The organism is Paenibacillus sp. BT-177 (assembly GCF_025846815.2).
Lineage (GTDB): Bacteria > Bacillota > Bacilli > Paenibacillales > Paenibacillaceae > Paenibacillus > Paenibacillus polymyxa_C.
In genome coordinates this window covers 139,723-154,330 of the sequence record NZ_JAOYTP010000005.1, presented here as the reverse complement: position 1 = coordinate 154,330, position 14,608 = coordinate 139,723, and the positions used below count along the sequence as shown (strand labels likewise).

General features: G+C 46.6%; 16 protein-coding genes. 11 read left to right on the top strand and 5 right to left on the bottom strand.

The features are described from left to right. Window positions 1-5 precede the first annotated feature (5 nt). Together OIU26_RS16965 and OIU26_RS16960 are read left to right on the top strand one after the other, a co-directional pair. Window positions 6-1,397 (top strand): GldG family protein, encoded by a 1,392-nt coding sequence (locus OIU26_RS16965; protein ID WP_264217479.1) that lies wholly within the window; start codon window positions 6-8, stop codon window positions 1,395-1,397. Beyond that, entirely contained in the window at window positions 1,394-2,332 is a 939-nt protein-coding gene (locus tag OIU26_RS16960; protein WP_264217478.1) for a DUF4340 domain-containing protein, read from the top strand. Before OIU26_RS16965 ends, OIU26_RS16960 begins: the two co-directional genes overlap by 4 nt. Window positions 2,333-2,406: 74 nt before the next feature. Here OIU26_RS16960 and OIU26_RS16955 read toward each other — a convergent pair whose 3' ends face one another. Then, entirely contained in the window at window positions 2,407-2,610 is a 204-nt protein-coding gene (locus tag OIU26_RS16955) for a hypothetical protein (RefSeq protein WP_013372797.1), read from the bottom strand. A gap of 187 nt (window positions 2,611-2,797) precedes the next feature. Here OIU26_RS16955 and OIU26_RS16950 point away from each other — a divergent pair, with 187 nt between their 5' ends. From OIU26_RS16950 to OIU26_RS16940, 3 genes are all read left to right on the top strand, one after another. Further along, the gene (locus OIU26_RS16950) at window positions 2,798-3,160 is read left to right on the top strand and encodes a hypothetical protein (protein ID WP_040102982.1); all 363 of its coding nucleotides are present in this window, start codon (window positions 2,798-2,800) and stop codon (window positions 3,158-3,160) included. A gap of 23 nt (window positions 3,161-3,183) precedes the next feature. Next, complete coding sequence (locus tag OIU26_RS16945; protein WP_230493740.1) at window positions 3,184-3,324, top strand: hypothetical protein; 141 nt, start codon at window positions 3,184-3,186, stop codon at window positions 3,322-3,324. A 70-nt stretch (window positions 3,325-3,394) separates the two neighbouring features. Next, window positions 3,395-4,060: a hypothetical protein gene (locus OIU26_RS16940; protein WP_264217477.1), complete on the top strand. Its 666-nt coding sequence runs from the start codon at window positions 3,395-3,397 to the stop codon at window positions 4,058-4,060. Window positions 4,061-4,176: 116 nt separating this feature from the next. Here OIU26_RS16940 and OIU26_RS16935 read toward each other — a convergent pair whose 3' ends face one another. Continuing rightward, a complete protein-coding gene (locus OIU26_RS16935) occupies window positions 4,177-5,757 on the bottom strand; it encodes an alpha/beta fold hydrolase (RefSeq protein WP_264217476.1) in 1,581 nt (526 codons plus the stop codon). A gap of 194 nt (window positions 5,758-5,951) precedes the next feature. Here OIU26_RS16935 and OIU26_RS16930 point away from each other — a divergent pair, with 194 nt between their 5' ends. Further along, window positions 5,952-6,977, top strand: a complete 1,026-nt coding sequence (locus OIU26_RS16930) for a YhcN/YlaJ family sporulation lipoprotein (RefSeq protein WP_264217475.1) — start codon at window positions 5,952-5,954, stop codon at window positions 6,975-6,977. A 95-nt stretch (window positions 6,978-7,072) separates the two neighbouring features. Here the strand turns inward: OIU26_RS16930 and nagA are convergent, their stop codons facing one another. The 3 genes from nagA to OIU26_RS16915 are packed head-to-tail and all read right to left on the bottom strand — an operon-like array spanning window position 7,073 to window position 9,893. Beyond that, window positions 7,073-8,299: an N-acetylglucosamine-6-phosphate deacetylase gene (gene nagA / locus OIU26_RS16925; protein WP_264217474.1), complete on the bottom strand. Its 1,227-nt coding sequence runs from the start codon at window positions 8,297-8,299 to the stop codon at window positions 7,073-7,075. Next, window positions 8,296-9,024: a glucosamine-6-phosphate deaminase gene (nagB, locus tag OIU26_RS16920; protein WP_264217473.1), complete on the bottom strand. Its 729-nt coding sequence runs from the start codon at window positions 9,022-9,024 to the stop codon at window positions 8,296-8,298. The genes nagA and nagB overlap by 4 nt, the downstream gene beginning before the upstream one ends. Window positions 9,025-9,026: 2 nt before the next feature. Beyond that, entirely contained in the window at window positions 9,027-9,893 is an 867-nt protein-coding gene (locus OIU26_RS16915) for a MurR/RpiR family transcriptional regulator (RefSeq protein ID WP_264217472.1), read from the bottom strand. Window positions 9,894-10,256: 363 nt separating this feature from the next. Here OIU26_RS16915 and OIU26_RS16910 point away from each other — a divergent pair, with 363 nt between their 5' ends. From OIU26_RS16910 to OIU26_RS16890, 5 genes are all read left to right on the top strand, one after another. Next, window positions 10,257-10,535 carry an acyl carrier protein gene (locus OIU26_RS16910; RefSeq protein WP_013372788.1) on the top strand — a complete coding sequence of 93 codons (279 nt, stop codon included), beginning with the start codon at window positions 10,257-10,259 and terminating at the stop codon, window positions 10,533-10,535. Window positions 10,536-10,581: 46 nt separating this feature from the next. Continuing rightward, window positions 10,582-11,775, top strand: a complete 1,194-nt coding sequence (locus OIU26_RS16905; RefSeq protein WP_013372787.1) for a radical SAM/SPASM domain-containing protein — start codon at window positions 10,582-10,584, stop codon at window positions 11,773-11,775. A 78-nt stretch (window positions 11,776-11,853) separates the two neighbouring features. Then, complete coding sequence (locus OIU26_RS16900) at window positions 11,854-13,230, top strand: peptide ligase PGM1-related protein (protein ID WP_264217471.1); 1,377 nt, start codon at window positions 11,854-11,856, stop codon at window positions 13,228-13,230. A gap of 17 nt (window positions 13,231-13,247) precedes the next feature. After that, window positions 13,248-13,493 carry an acyl carrier protein gene (locus OIU26_RS16895; protein ID WP_016818498.1) on the top strand — a complete coding sequence of 82 codons (246 nt, stop codon included), beginning with the start codon at window positions 13,248-13,250 and terminating at the stop codon, window positions 13,491-13,493. Beyond that, the gene (locus OIU26_RS16890) at window positions 13,486-14,562 is read left to right on the top strand and encodes a BtrH N-terminal domain-containing protein (protein WP_264217470.1); all 1,077 of its coding nucleotides are present in this window, start codon (window positions 13,486-13,488) and stop codon (window positions 14,560-14,562) included. Before OIU26_RS16895 ends, OIU26_RS16890 begins: the two co-directional genes overlap by 8 nt. Window positions 14,563-14,608 lie beyond the last annotated feature (46 nt).

Sequence of the window (14,608 nt, the reverse complement as noted above, 5' to 3'; positions counted from 1 at the left end):
TGAATATGAAAAAATGGCTGGGTCATACCAATAGTATGGTACTATCAATTGCTGCTGTAGGTATTTTTATTCTATTGACGTTATTTCTGCGCTCGCTGGGAGGCTTTCAACTGGATTTGACGGCAGGCAAGCAGTATACGCTGTCTGATCAGACGTTGACGACCATTCAGGGTGTAAAGGAAGACGTACGATTAATTGCCTTTACCGTATCCACTTCGCAGAATCAGAAGCTGAACCGGGATGTTACGGATATGCTGAATGAATATGCCAAGCGTAACAAGAAGCTCAAAGTCGAGCAATACGATTTGAATCAGGAACCGATACTGGCTAAGCAGTATAGTGTTACTGCAGCCTCCATTGTGCTGGTGCAGGGAGAGAAAAAGCGGGTTATAGATATTGGAAGCCTATTTACGCAAGCCCAGGGGAGTGGTGAAGGGGCATACCAATTTACAGGGGAAGAAAAGCTGACTAGTGGACTGCTGGCATTGTCATCTACCCGTCAAGGAAAAGTGGTTTTTCTGACAGGGCATGAGGAAATTCCTTTGTCCCAAATGACCGAATTAAGCAGCTCATTGGCGCAAGATAATGTGAAAACAGAGGAAGTTCAGCTTAATCAAGCGGGTAGTGTGCCCAAAGATGCGTCTGTACTGGCTATTGTTGGACCAGAGCGGGATATTAGCGCGACGGAATTGAAAAGTATTCGTACGTATCTGAATGATGGTGGAAAGCTTTTTATGGCGTTAGGATTTCACCCGAACATGGGGGCCAACTGGAAAAATCTTGACGCATTAGCGGCTGATTATGGAGTGAAAGATACTCATGCTATCGTGGTGGATCAGGAACAGACGAATACGCTGGGCCCTCTATGGACGGTTCCTACCTTTGGCAGTCATGCGATTACTGATAAACTGGCGGCCTCTAATCTATATCCTGTTCTTTCGCTGTCTATTGCTTTGCAGGCAGGAGAGCAGAAGGATTGGAAGACGACGCTATTGATGAAATCTTCTGCAGCAAGCTATGGCGAAACGAATATCCAGGGACTGCTGAACAATGAAACGCAGAAGGATGACAAGGACCCACAGGGTCCGCTTGATCTCGGTTACGCGGTAGAAGGGAAAGACGGCAAGCCCAAAGCGGTTATTCTCGGAACGTCAGCCCTTCTAAGCGACACGGAGATCAGCACAGGAGGGAATCGAGACTTTGTGCTGAATAGCTTGAATTATGTTCAGGAACACTCTGATGGACTCACTATTCGTCCTCGTCAGGAGCAGGATTTTAAGGTAGCTTATTTAACTGCTGCACAAGCGAAAACGGTATTGGCCATATCTGTCGTCGGATTGCCGCTGCTGTTCGCGGTGATCGGAATCTTATTATGGTGGAGGCGAAAAAGTGCATGAGAAAATGGATACCCACAGTGCTGCTGCTAGTTGTATTGGGAGCGGGTATAATCTATGCCAAGAGCCAAAACTTCTTTCGTGAACAAGCCCCGGCGGCTCGCCAGCTCGTTCAGCTTACGCAAGGAGATATTACGTCTTTTGCGATCACTGGAAAGGACGGCAAGTCAGTGGAACTTAATCAACGTGATGGCAAATGGAGCATGAGTAAGCCACGATCTTACCCGTTAAATCAATATACAATAGACAATTGGCTAGCTGCGATTCAAAATGTAAAGTTGGGTGATGTCGTGGAATCATCCCCCACAGACGTAGCCAAATATGGAATTAGCGCTACCAATGACCGGATTGAGATTAAGACCAAGAAGGGTGACGTTCGCACCTTTGCCTTCGGTGAAACGCTGCCTTCCGGAGATGCTGTCTATGTACTTTCAGACCAAAAAGAGATAGCTTCCGTACCTATAGATACACTTTCGGGTTTGCTGCTGGGTGCTGATGATTTTACAGATACAACGCCGTTTGATTGGGATGATACCAAGCTGAGCGGAATAGAGTGGGAAGGCCAGAATGCCTCATGGATGCTCCGATCCTCCGGTAACAGTGGAACTGGAGATAGTGCTTCCGCATCTTGGACGCTAAACGGCAAGTCATTAGCCGGTGATACGGCAACTTCCCTCTCACAGCAAATCAAGAACCTGGCTAGCAGTCAGGCCTTGCGCAAAGCCTCCGAGCTGAACAAGCCTGTTCACCGCTTTACGCTGAGCATATCGCTGGGCAAGGAAGATTCCCAGCTGGTCTATCAGGGTTGGACACTTAACGATGATCCAGATACCGTGTGGGTTGTACCGCCACAAAGCAACTGGGCTTATGGCCTGTCTGCATCTGATGTGAACCGTGCTGAACAGAGTGGTCATGACCAGGCTAAGGCTAGCCAATAATCATTACATTTATAATAGCTGAACAAAGAGGCTCCAACGGCGAATAATCGTCGTGTGGAGCTTCTTTGTGTTCGTTATTCATCAGGCTTGCTGCTTTTGGAAGAAGGGCTGTTATTGTCGTTTAAATCTTGGATGACCTGAATCAGCTCATGAAGTGAGAGATCCAGCTTATCCAACTTTTCCTCCATCGTGTGCAGGATGTGCCGCAATAAAATAAAACAAAGTCCAGCCGGAAAGCCTACGTTGGTAACCAAAGAAAGAGCATCATCCATCTGCAATGTATTTCCCTCCTTTTTAGCCATATATAAAGGAAGGTAAATTAAAAGAACCATATACAACTGATTGTAAAAATAGTATAATAAATAAGAACAAGTGTTCTGTTTTGGTTGTAAAATAGAATTGCAAATTACCCTATAATATGAGGATTTAGAAAAAGTCAAATCCAAAGAGAAAGGGTGATTTATATTGGAAAAATCTCAGCTAACATTGGTCGAACAATACCGAAAGAAGTTGTACCGCATTGCTTGGAGAATCCAGTATCGTGCTCGGGTACAAACCAATCATGAATTTGTAATGGAAAAGAACGAAACTGTCATCGCTCCATCTTTTACAGAATCTGCAAACTCTAATATGTACACACTACAGCTTATCAACTCTCTATCTTCTGAGATCGGAAAAATGATCATCTTTGACCTTTACATACTAGACAAAACCGAAGCACAGATTGCAAAAGAGTTAAAGCTATCCCAACAGGCGGTGAATAAATGGAAAAAGAAAATGCTCAAAGAGTTATTTCGGATGCTGAGTTCGTCCAATGGCTCAAATTAGCACAAAGTGGGGATCAGGAGGCCATGAGCAGGATACTTTATTTGTTCGAGGAAGACATTCAGAGGACGAGTCGGTATATACGTATGTCCCGTGAAGATGCTGTTCAAAGTATCGTGGTTGATTTTATTGAAGAACTACGTCAAGAGCTGAAGACAGAGATATAGAAAAGTGGACAATGGATGTAGTCTTGTCTATCCTTATCGGTAGGTTTAACTTATGTGACGGAGGGCTTATATGTTTATGAGTGATAGCAGGGCTTTATTCGAAAAAAATATGAAGTTGTATCCAGTTAACAGTATTCGCTCCAATGTTATCATTCTTGTTTTATTGCTGTTAGATCTGTTTTTGACTATTCCCTTAATGGGAAATCCCTACATTGCAGTTTATGTTTATGTGCTGATGCCACCGATTGTTCTGATTAATATTTGGGCGCTTGTACTGGTCATAATGCCACGCAAATTGCAGTTGAATTATGTTTTATTCCGTGGTGTATTTGGTTTGGTATGCTCTATTGGCTTCATGATTATGACACAAAAGTTTGCTTATGGTATGTTGGGTCTGAATACTCCATGGTATTTTATAAGTTCTTTTGCCGCTTATGGAATCGCCTTGTACTGCTATATCAAATATCATCTAGCGAAATTCAAAAATCCTTCAAATTATAAGAAAGAACCAAAAGTGAAGAAAAAACACAAGCGAGAAGCTGTAGTAACGATGACCACATTTACCGGGGCTGGTTATTTGATAGCCAATCTTTCCCTCGGATTTGCTACACAACAATTCGTTGCTACAGTATTGATGTGTGTATACTCCATGCTTGCATTTGTTCTTTTTCATTTTATTATGGAGCTGCACCGCTATTATTGGCTTCATAAACTGAGGAATCAGACAACGGATTGAACACAATACATGGATTACACTGTAATTTCTCTATAAAAGATGTTTGGAATAATAAATAAGCCTGCGAACGCCACACTATGATAGGTGTTTGCAGGCTTTTTAGGTTGTAGATTTATTTAGTCAACATACTTGTTGCCGTCAGCGTCAATATAAATGGATTGAACTGCTGTACGGCGGTAAGGATATCCTGCTGCTGTGGTGCCGTTAATTTCATAGGTTACGGAATAGATGCCTGGCTTGTCCGCTTTGGAAAGCTCAATTTGCCCAGTAGGAGTAACGGTTTTTTGCTGCAATGTCAGACCTTTGGACGCTGTAGTCATTCCTTGTTGCGGATCACCATAGTATTGAACTTGGTAAGTGACTTGTGTAACGCTAGTTGGGGAATCCTGGGACTTCAGATTTAGTCTCGGGCCCACTGCATTTAGATTGTATTTGAGCTCAGGGACCTGAGCGGCATGATAGCGTGCAATCAGGAGATATGCACCATGATCAGGAATTACGGCGTTCAACTTATAGATGCCTGGTTGGGGATTGGTAACTACTGCACTATGATGCCAGGCACCAGCAAAGATTTCTTCATCACGACCTGCTTTCACATTAAGCAATTCGCTAGTACCGTCAGGTTTGGTCAGCTCAAGCTGACTTACACGTTTATTGCTGATCCAGTCCAGATCAATGGATTGGACACCATTTTCAACCGTGAGGGTTTCGGAGGCTTTTCCATTATAATCGCCGCCTCGAATAAAATATGAATTATCGATCTCGTTATAGGTGGATTGTACAGCAGAAGCAGTCAGGGAAGACGCCGCTGAAAATGCCTCAGTTTCCTGATTCAATGCTGGAGTGTTCGCTTGGAGGTAAGGTAGGATTAGGGAAAAGACGTAAGAACCGGTACGAACCTTGGCATGATCCCAGGAACCGACTTTAACTACACGTCCGCCGGGAAGCTTAGCATTGTCGACTGTGACCACTCCATCATTTTTGCCGAAGGATGAGAGATACATTCCACCCAGTATGTAGGAAGCAGTGCCGCCAGACCAGTTATCACCTGCAAACGTGAAGAATGGAATTGTAGTCGCGTTACTGAGTGCATCCGTTTTGGTTCGGAAATACTTCATATAAGATGTTTGTAACGTAGAGGTGCCGGGATTTTGTGAGCCGACGATATCTGCCAGCCATCCGGCCCAGCTGCTGTAGGCGAGATCTGCAAGTTGTGAACCATGATGGGGACTGCTGAGGGTGATGACACGTTGTACATAAGGAGCTGCTCCGTTATACACGAGAGCGGTTTGAGTATCCACTCCACCTTTGCTGTGGGCGATGATGATGAGTTTTTTTCCGAAATGATTACTAATGACTTTGATTTTGTCGGCTAGAAGCTTGCCATTGTCCCACATATCCTGGGATGTGCCATTCGCATCGTACAAATTAATGGTGGCCGTCTGGTACCCAGCGTCACGTGCTTGCTGAAGCATATCATTATTATTCTTGGTCCACACTTCGGCGCTACTGTTCAAACCATGTACAAACAATAGTGCGGGTTTGGTAGGATCAACGCGATTAGGTGGTGGGCCTTCTGTCCAGCTTCCGGCGGGAGCTTTCGGTGCTTCAGGTGTAGTGGAGCCTGCAAAAGCACCGGCGGGGATAAGAGTGACGGATAACAAAAAAATGAGCATCAAAACGGTGAGCTTCTTCAAACTGTAAATCCTCCTTTTTGTAAAATTAAGTATTTCAAACTTATTATACATGCCATCTTGTGGTAAATCATCAATTGTATTTCATATTTACATTAAAATTTTATTTTTTCAGTCATTTTTTAGTCAGGATATCCCTAAGATTGATGGCGCATGCTAATCTCGTCACACATTTTATATGTATGGAGGATGAGTTCATGCCAGGAACTAAAAAAGTCATCAGTTTTACGATTTCAGCTGCTTTACTTGCCAGCATGGCTGCTTTAACCGGGTGTGGAAATGCTGATCATAACGTTCGTACGAACAGTACACGCTATAACGCGCAAAGCACACAGCATATGGATGGTGTGAATCGTTATGGCTTAGATGGTGTAAACCGTATGGATGGTGTGAATCGTTATGGCTTAGATGGTGTAAACCGTATGGATGGTGTGAATCGTTATGGGGTTAAATCCAACGGTATGGACGGGATGTCATTGAATGAAAATGGCAACAGAACCGGACATCCAATCCGTAATCTGCAAGTCGATCGCAACTTGTCCAAACGTATATCCGAGATGCCGGATGTAAAGTCTGCGACAGTATTGGTAGGTGAACGACATGCCTATGTAGCCGTTTCCTTGAAAGACCAAGCTAACGGAACGGGTGTCGGTGCTCCAAGCATTGACGGTACTCCGAGTGCTAATAATATCGGGCGTAACGGGAATGTACCGAGCGTGAATGGCGTTAATGGCACCAGAGGAAACCGAACTACAGGTACTACAACGCCTGGAATGACAGACAATGGAGTTACCGGGAATGGAACACCTGCACGTCGTGATGACGGTTTGTTCGGTACGATGGGTACAGGCTCGTACGGTATGTTGCGTGGCTTGACGGACAACAACAATCGCACAGATAACGGCAATAACACCATCGAGGGAGCAAGAACTGCATATGAACCAACTGATGCAGTCAAGAGCCGTATTGCTAACAAGATTAAGCAATTTGCTCCTTCCATTGAACAGGTGCATGTATCGGCTAACCCGGACTTTGTTAGACAAACCTCTGACTTTACACGCAGTGTACAAAATGGTCATCCGATCAGAGGCTTGAGCAATGAAATGGTGGATGTGATTGAACGTGTATTCCCGACTTCGGCGGCTGATACAAACCGTCCAATGGAAAATACAACACCAACACGTCCACAAAATAATACGCCCGCACCGATGAATCATCGCTAATTCAAACCCTTAATTGTGAATATCCCAAAAAGAGCTATCCCATCTCGGCGAGTTACGCTGATGGAATAGCTCTTTCTTTTGCGGGGATTATATAACTATGACGATTTGCGCACTCCTTTAATCCATACACCTTGCAGATTTAAGTCGGCATCCAGCAACAAGACGTCTGCTTGTTTACCTGCTTCAAGTGAGCCTGTTCGATCAGCTATGTTCAGGGATCGAGCCGGATTCAGGCTAGCCATTTGTGATGCCTCGGGGATACTCAAGCCTACATGTTGAACTAGATAACGGAAGCCCTCAATCATCGTTAGTGTGCTTCCTGCCAAAGTGACGCCATCCTCCAGTCGTGCGACACCATCCTGTACAATCACTGGCAAATCGCCGAGTGTATAATGACCGTCTTCCAGCCCGGTGGCTGACATGGCATCGGTGATGAGGATGAGATTATGGTCCTGCTTTAACTTGGCAAGCAGGGAAATAGCAGCAGGATGCACATGAATGCCATCTGCGATGATTTCTGCTTCAATGCGCGGATCAGCGAGTACGGCTCCCGCAGCTCCTGGCTTGCGGTGATGCAGCGGAGTCATGGCATTAAAAGTGTGCACGGCATGGTTCAGGCCCGACGATGCTGCCTGTTCAACCTCTTCATACGTAGCATCCGTATGACCGAGCGCCGCGGTAATGCCATGGCTACGCAGCCATGCGATGAGTTCAAGGGCGCCTTTTTGTTCAGGCGCAAGTGTGACCTGGCGAACAAGGCCCGGATAGCGCTGCTCCCATTCTGCCACCCAAGCGAGGTTCGGAGGCACGATATGTTCCGGGTTTTGTGCTCCTGCCCAGTTCGGACTAATGAAAGGTCCTTCCAGATGCACCCCCTCCAACTGCGCATGGGGCATGGGATATGCCATGTATGTGTGAACTTCTTTTAATACCCGGTCAATTCGTTCCTTGGGCGCGGTCATAGTAGTAGCCAGCATAGCCGTCGTTCCTTGCAAACTGTGAAAAGAGGTGATTGCATCCAGCACTCTCGGATCAGAGTCCATAAAGTCCTCACCGTTACCGCCGTGAACATGAATATCAATAAAGCCTGGCAGCAGGTACCCCTCCTCCTGACGAACAACATTCGCCGCTTGTGTGGCAACTTCTTCAGGATTGCCTAAGACCAATGAGGTCCAGTCCACGGGCATATCCTCCTCTGAACCAGCGTATACAATGGATTGCCCCTCAATGATGACAACTCCGTTGGGAATGATGTCATTCCCAACGACGACTTGACCATACAATAGCTGCGGTATGTTACCGTTCATTTCATCTGACTTCATTTGAACCATCCTCCTGCTTCCTGATCCAGTAAAATAAGCACGTTGGGGTGGCATTGCAGCAGGGAAGCCGGACACTCCGTTGTGACGGGTCCAGTTAAAGCCTGCCTTATAATGTCGGCCTTCTCTGTGCCAAAGGCCACCAGCATAATTTGCTTCGCCTTAAGAATGGTGCCAACCCCCATCGTCACTGCTTGTCTGGGCACTGCATTGATATCGCCAAAAAATCGGGCGTTCGCTGAGCGCGTTCTTTCTTTCAAATCTACAACATGTGTGACTCCGGTCAAGCTGTGACCGGGTTCGTTAAAGCCGATATGGCCGTTATGACCAATGCCAAGCAATTGGAGATCCACAGGTCCATGATCCAGAATGGCCTGCTCGTGCGCTGCACATTCTGCTGTGAGATTTAGGGCATTCCCGTTAGGGACGCGTGTATGAGATATGGGAATGTCGATATGCTGAAACAAGTGCTCATTCATAAAGCTTCGGTAGCTCTGCGGATGTTCTGGGGAGAGACCAACATATTCATCAAGATTGACGGAGTAGGCGCGAGCAAAACTCACCTGTCCCTTGCAGTACATATCCGCAAGATGTCGGTAAATGCCAATCGGCGTACTACCGGTGGCCAACCCCAGCATGGCTTGTGGTTTGGACAGCAGCAAGCTGGCGATCACAGTGGCAGCAGTAGCGTTCAGGTTTTCACGGCTGTTCAAAATGCGAATGTTCATCTTTAGTGCCCCCCTGGTTGTTTTTTAAGCTTACTCACTTGTTGATATGAACCTTCCAATCTCGGAATATATTTGTCAAAATTCGCGCTCACCATACCTGTAAACAGGATATCTATAATATGAAGCTGGGCGATGCGGGAGGCCATGTCTCCACGTCGCATTCCTTCCTCCAATGAGGAGGAAAATAGCGCAATATCCGCAAGGCTTGCCAGCGTATTGTTTCCGAAGGAGGTCAGGGATAATGTTTTGGCACCCTGTTCCTTTGCACAGCGTAGAGCCGCAATGGTCTCATGGGTTTCTCCTGAATAAGAGACGGCAAAGGCCACATCCTCAGCTCCGAGCGAGGAGGCAGAGGTAATCTGCATGTGAGAATCTGCGAAGGCAGTGCTATTCTTGCCAATACGGATCAGCTTCTGGTAAAAATCCTGTGCCACAATCGAGGATGTTGCCATCCCATAGAGATCAATGCGGCTTGTGGCTGACAGCCATGCAATGGCCTGCTCCAGCTTGCCCAAATCCAGCAACCGGGTCGTGTCTGCAATGGAGGCCGTATGGTTTGCCTGAATAGCCTGCACGATACGGGAAAGTGAATTTCCAGCCACAATGTCCTGATAGGATTCTTCACCTGTAAGGTTGGAATGGGACAACTCGGCGGCCAGCTTCATTTTGAAATCGGGATACCCTTTAAAATGTAGTGATTTGCAAAACCGTGTAACGGTTGCGGCACTCACACCGCAACGCTCTGACAGTTCCCGAATACCCAGATGCAGCACATCCTCCGGGGCTTGCAGGATAGATTCCGCCAGCTTACGCTCTTGTACAGGCAACTGCTCCAGTCGATGGGATAATGTATGAAGAATGGGGGACATGAGCTGTGCTCCTTTAGCTATATAATGCTTCTGTGAAAAAAAGTATCATTTAATTAAATGGAATTAAGAAAAATATTTTCGTGTATATTGTAAAATAATTACGCACTTCATACAAGAGGGGAGAGGCTGATCACTTTCAAGTGTAGCTTCTATAAATGAATAATAAATGCAGAAAAATTTGTAGAAGTTATCATACATTAATTTACATTTTGCGACTTTTACTTACAAAACAACCTATTGACTTGTCTCTTCAATGGAGGAGTATAATTGAATATAGTTCCAATCAAGGAATTTTACTAGGAGCTTTTCAAAGGGCATCGTTGGACGGAAGAGTAGGATCTCATTCACAAGGAGGAGTTTGCTATGCAAAGCCAAGTGATTGAAATGATCAGCGCGGTCAAGGAAGATCCTGAATTGGTCGCTAAGCTGAATGGACATTCGGACATTATTCATGATGCGGGACTGGATTCGTTGCAGTTGGTTCATTTCATGCTGCAAGTGGAGGATGCATTTGATGTGGAGATTGATTTTGATTCCTTTGAGTTGGAACATCTCCGTTCAGTAGATGCGTTTTGCAGTTACATTCAAGGAATTAGCGATGCGGAGCAAGTGTCGCACCCGGAAGGTATGGAGACAGTCTGAACGCAGGGTAGACTTTGCCTGAAAATCCATTAAACGAGGTGTTAGCATGCAGCCCAAAAGCAATGTGCTGATTGATGAGAAGGCTTTCAAGCTCATCAAGCGTAACCTGAAAAACGCTTCCGTGTCTTATCGTAACGCAACACAGGATCCGGCTTTCAAAACGGACATGCCCCAGACGATCGGTATTAAGCTGACCAACCGTTGTAATTTAAGATGTACGCACTGCTTTGAATGGAACGAGGAAGGCTATCATCACCAAATGGATAAAGAAGAACAGAATATGGATCTTGCCCCGGATATGCTTCGGCAGATTTTGAGCGAAACGAAGGAAGTGAAGTCCAGACTGTACATGTGGGGTGGTGAACCGATGTTTCACCGGCGCTTTGATGAAATTTTGGACGTGCTGGCGGAAGATCGGCGTGAAATGACCTTTTGTACAAATGGACTACTCATTGATAAATATTTGGACCGGATTTTGGATTTGTCCGAAAATCTGGAGTTGTTAATAGCGATTGAGGGTTTTGAAAAAGAACACGATTTAATACGCGGTAAAGGCACCTTTCAGAAAACAATGCGGCAGATGGATAAGCTGATTGAACTTCGCGATCAGGGATTGTACAAGGGACGGGTAACTGTCCATGCGGTCATTAACGATAACATGATCGGACGGATGTACGAATTTCTGCAAATGCTGGAGGATAAGAGGCTGGATCTGGTTCTGCTAACGTTCCCCTGGTACATTTCCAAAGAAACCTCCTTTAAAATGGATGAATATTTTACACGTAATTTCTCCTGGCTCCGACAACTTGAAGAAAAAAATATTAGTAGCTGGCATGCTTTCAAATATAAAATCAACCCGGCTAACATCGACCCCCTGATGCAGGAATTACAGCGGATCAATGAGCGGGTATGGAACATTCGCGTGCGTTATCAGCCCGGCTTGGATTATGAGGAAATTGATAAATTTATACATGGCGAGGAAATGGTCAGCCGTTGTTCCAATCATTGTTTGGCGCTCACCTCCAGAACAGATATTTTACCAGACGGAAAGGTTATGCCTTGTAAATTTTTCAGTGAGTTCACGATTGGAAGTTTGCGTGAGCACAGTCTGAAGGAAATATGGAATTCGGATGCGTATGAAAAAACCCGTCAAAAGATTAATCATGAAGGATTGACGCCAGTGTGCTCCAAATGCAGTGTGCTGTATCTGCATGGGGCAGGCTCTCTGAAATACATTTAGTTTCCTATGAATCTCCTATGAATCTCCTATGGAATATTGTTTGCTACTAGATGGAAGAGAGAGGGATGATGACAAGACGTGACGACTAAAACGATTAACCTTGTGGAAGCACTTGCTCATGAACGGGATCATGGGGTCCTGATTTGGCTGTTTAATATCGGCGCAGAGCAAGTGTGGCATCCATCCCCCCGGAAGGGGGGCATGGTAGACCGGGATGAACAGCAGGTCGTAAACCGGATGGAGGAAATGAATCTCCTGCTATGCCGAAGTCAGGATGTCATTGTACTCCGTGAACAGCCGGATGAGGCATTTCTGGACATGCTTGAGCGGTTAGGTTTCAGCCTGCCGCGTATTGAGGTGCCAGAGCCTTCTGATCCGCTAACGCCGATTTCAGAGTTAGTACTGGCGGATGACGCGCTTTTGGCACGACTACGTGCGGTTGCGGATGCAGGCCATAGCAGCGGCGGAGCCAAAGCGTGGCTCGTACCCTATGCGGTCACACCGCAGGAGGAAGCGATTGCGGAGCGTTGTGGGCTGGAGTTGATCGGTGCTCCATCTGCGGTATGCGCCCAGGTGAATGATAAAATATTTAGCCGTCTGACCGCACAAAAGCTTGGTTTTGCTGTCAGCGAAGGCGCTGTATGTGCAGACGAAGCGGCAATTCGCAGAGAATGTGAGAGACTGGCTGGCTTATCGGACGAGCCTGTGAAGCTGATTATCAAGCAGCCACACGGGGCCTCGGGACAAGGGATGTATATGCTGGACGAGCTGTCCAAGCTGGACACGCTGCTGAGTGTAATGAGACGCTTCGGAGGCTCGTCATCGTCTTCTGGCGGCTGGCTGGTGGAGCGCTGGCATAATAAGCAAATGGATCTGAACTACCAGCTCTGCATTGACGAGGGCGGTGGGGTGACGATGTTTTCGCTAAAAAGGCAAAACGTAGACGGTACAGTCTATATCGGCTCCCAGGTTCCCGCTGATATTGGCGAGACGCTGGAGGAAGAAGTGAGACGATGTGCTTATCTGTTGGGAACGTATCTCTATTCCATCGGGTATACGGGAATGGCTTCCATTGACGGTTTTGTTGACGAAGATGGTTTGCTGATTCCGGTGATCGAGATTAATGGCAGATTTACCCTGTCTACTTACATCTCGTTCCTGTCCTCTGTCTTGGGAGAACGGCATAAGACCTTGTCCCGTTATTACCGCAACGTGACCGCTACACCTCTCACCTACAGCCGTTTGTGCGGGTTGCTGGCGGAGGAAGGCTTGCTCTATACACCCGAACGGCCTGAAGGGGTGTTTGTTTATACGGCGGGTACCTTGTCTGGCATTCCTGTAAAGCGGGGCTATGTGAACCGGATTTTCACACTTATTTTGGCAGACAGTTGGCAGGAAGCGGATGCTTATGCACACAAATTGGAAGGTATCATTGCTGGATTAGGATGCTCATAAATAGGAGGGAATTGAGAATGAAAACAGACGTATACCATGTAGTACCTTTGCTGGAAAAGGTTTTGAAGCTGGCTCCCGGCGAGTTGGAACAGTTGACTCCAGATCAGGACCTGCGAACCTTGGGCCTGAATTCCTTATCCGCTGTTGAATTAATTGTAGAATTGGAAAATGAGCTTGATATTACGATGGAGGACGACGATTTGGTGCTGGAGCATCTATCTACACTGCAAGGCATTGAGCGTCTGCTGGGCAAATATGCATAAGGGCGCTGAACAGACAAGACCTATGCTGCAGTCCGATATGGTGACCCGTCATAATTCCATTGTTGATCATAGTGCAGAGGAAATCGCAAATGCTCTCCCAGGAAAGCATTGTGTATATTCTTCCCTGCGTACTTCATTGCAGAGGTATGGGGTGAACATGGCCGAAGCCGAGCTGTTCATGCTGTGTGGGAGTATGTGCGCGGAGTATGGTGGAGATTTGAAGCGCTTCGGACCGGAGAAATATCCGGAGCAGCTTCAAGAAATGGCCGCCAGTGGCGGACCGGTTATTCGAGTAGAACCGTGGGTCGAAGGAGTCAGCAATGAAACCGATCTGTTGCGGGTGCTCACATCTGGTTATGGTACGATGCTGCACACATCGAGCACCGCTTTAACCTATCACGATGTATATGTGAAAAATTACCCAAGGGGTCATGTGATTGAGTTGTACGGACTGGACTTGCAAGAACGGATAGCACAGGTGAATGATAGCTTCCTGCTCGATTCCTCGGGACATGCGATGACTTATGTGGGCTCAGCCCGGCTCGACGACCTCATGCAGGGCATTATTGAGTATGCATGGCTGGTGGAGCAGCCTGTCCCGCTTTCGCCGAGGGAGATGCATGCTGCGTGTGCTTACCATATTCGTCAGTATGTGACGGGTGAAAAAGTTACAACAGACCAGCATGTCAAGCGGGGAGATGCGGGTTACCGGGCATTTGTCGGTGACTTCCATCTGTTAGAAGACATGGAGGATCAGGAGTTTCGGACGTACTGCCATGAAATTTATTACAATCTGCGATTGGGTAGCGCTCTTCATTTGGCGGATTATACAGCTGATTATTGCCTGCTGCATCAAGCTACGCTGGGGCAGCAAGCACAGCATATCATTGAATTGGCACAGGCGTTGTACGCGGATTGGCACAAGCTTAATCTGCATATTTACAAAACAGGACTCCAATTGCGCAAGCATCGGATGCCTGAGATTACAGAACGGGCTCTGCATTTGATTGAAAGACAGCGTCATATGCTGGAAGAACTGATGATTTTGACAGAGCAAGCAGCCGAGTAGTCAAAAGCCTTCAGTTGTACCAGGCGCGTTCATCCAGGTATCACGC

Bases quoted from the DNA above. Each gene is read 5' to 3' on its own strand.
- OIU26_RS16895 (WP_016818498.1), top strand. From the start codon at position 13,248: ATGAAAACAGACGTATACCATGTAGTACCTTTGCTGGAAAAGGTTTTG.
- OIU26_RS16945 (WP_230493740.1), top strand. From the start codon at position 3,184: ATGAGCAGGATACTTTATTTGTTCGAGGAAGACATTCAGAGGACGAGT.
- OIU26_RS16940 (WP_264217477.1), top strand. From the start codon at position 3,395: ATGTTTATGAGTGATAGCAGGGCTTTATTCGAAAAAAATATGAAGTTG.
- OIU26_RS16890 (WP_264217470.1), top strand. From the start codon at position 13,486: ATGCATAAGGGCGCTGAACAGACAAGACCTATGCTGCAGTCCGATATG.
- nagA (WP_264217474.1), bottom strand. From the start codon at position 8,299: ATGAAGTCAGATGAAATGAACGGTAACATACCGCAGCTATTGTATGGT.
- OIU26_RS16965 (WP_264217479.1), top strand. From the start codon at position 6: ATGAAAAAATGGCTGGGTCATACCAATAGTATGGTACTATCAATTGCT.
- OIU26_RS16910 (WP_013372788.1), top strand. From the start codon at position 10,257: ATGCAAAGCCAAGTGATTGAAATGATCAGCGCGGTCAAGGAAGATCCT.
- nagB (WP_264217473.1), bottom strand. From the start codon at position 9,024: ATGAACATTCGCATTTTGAACAGCCGTGAAAACCTGAACGCTACTGCT.
- OIU26_RS16915 (WP_264217472.1), bottom strand. From the start codon at position 9,893: ATGTCCCCCATTCTTCATACATTATCCCATCGACTGGAGCAGTTGCCT.
- OIU26_RS16930 (WP_264217475.1), top strand. From the start codon at position 5,952: ATGCCAGGAACTAAAAAAGTCATCAGTTTTACGATTTCAGCTGCTTTA.
- OIU26_RS16905 (WP_013372787.1), top strand. From the start codon at position 10,582: ATGCAGCCCAAAAGCAATGTGCTGATTGATGAGAAGGCTTTCAAGCTC.
- OIU26_RS16960 (WP_264217478.1), top strand. From the start codon at position 1,394: ATGAGAAAATGGATACCCACAGTGCTGCTGCTAGTTGTATTGGGAGCG.